This window comes from Enterobacter sp. EC_50, assembly GCF_019584525.1.
Taxonomy (GTDB): domain Bacteria; phylum Pseudomonadota; class Gammaproteobacteria; order Enterobacterales; family Enterobacteriaceae; genus Enterobacter; species Enterobacter roggenkampii.
The window spans coordinates 1-500 of record NZ_VDAF01000082.1 but is presented as its reverse complement, the minus strand read 5'-3'; the positions used below and the strand labels follow the sequence as shown (position 1 = coordinate 500).

Annotated in this window: 1 protein-coding gene and 1 pseudogene; both read right to left on the bottom strand. The window is 46.0% G+C overall.

The features are described from left to right. Positions 1-337: glycosyltransferase family 2 protein (locus FHC48_RS23060; RefSeq protein ID WP_220420639.1), on the bottom strand; the 337-nt coding region annotated here is incomplete at its 3' end. A gap of 9 nt (positions 338-346) precedes the next feature. Then, positions 347-500: pseudogene (locus FHC48_RS23055) on the bottom strand (PIG-L family deacetylase); the annotation flags it as partial.

Genomic DNA, 500 nt, shown 5'->3' with positions numbered 1-500 from the left:
CCTGGTCGCAGGTGGCATAATTGAGGCCATTCATCAGCGCACCACCTTTACCGGTATTTTTTTGCGTGACGGCAACAAAGCGGTCGCCCCATTTGCGTTTGACTTCCGCCATGACCGCTTCGGTATTGTCCGTGGAGCCGTCGTTAACGCAAATTACCCGGCAAAAATAAGGGTTACGCAGTAGATTATCCAGTGACTGCGCCAGACACGGGCCTTCGTTATACGCAGGTATAATGGCGTCAATACAGCCTTTCTTTTGACTGGGTTTACGTCTTAGCGTACTTAAAAACCATAGCAACATTGCTATGGACATACAGATAAATATCCAGGTTTTCATGCAATTTGCTCAAAGAATCATTTTATGAATTACAAAGCCTTCACCCAGATCGCTATTGACCTGTTGCCCGCGAAATTGTGCAACTGCACGCAGGCGATCATGACGCATATAATCACGTCGTTCCTGGCTTTTATGTTTTTTTAATGCAGCAAGTTTGACTGTG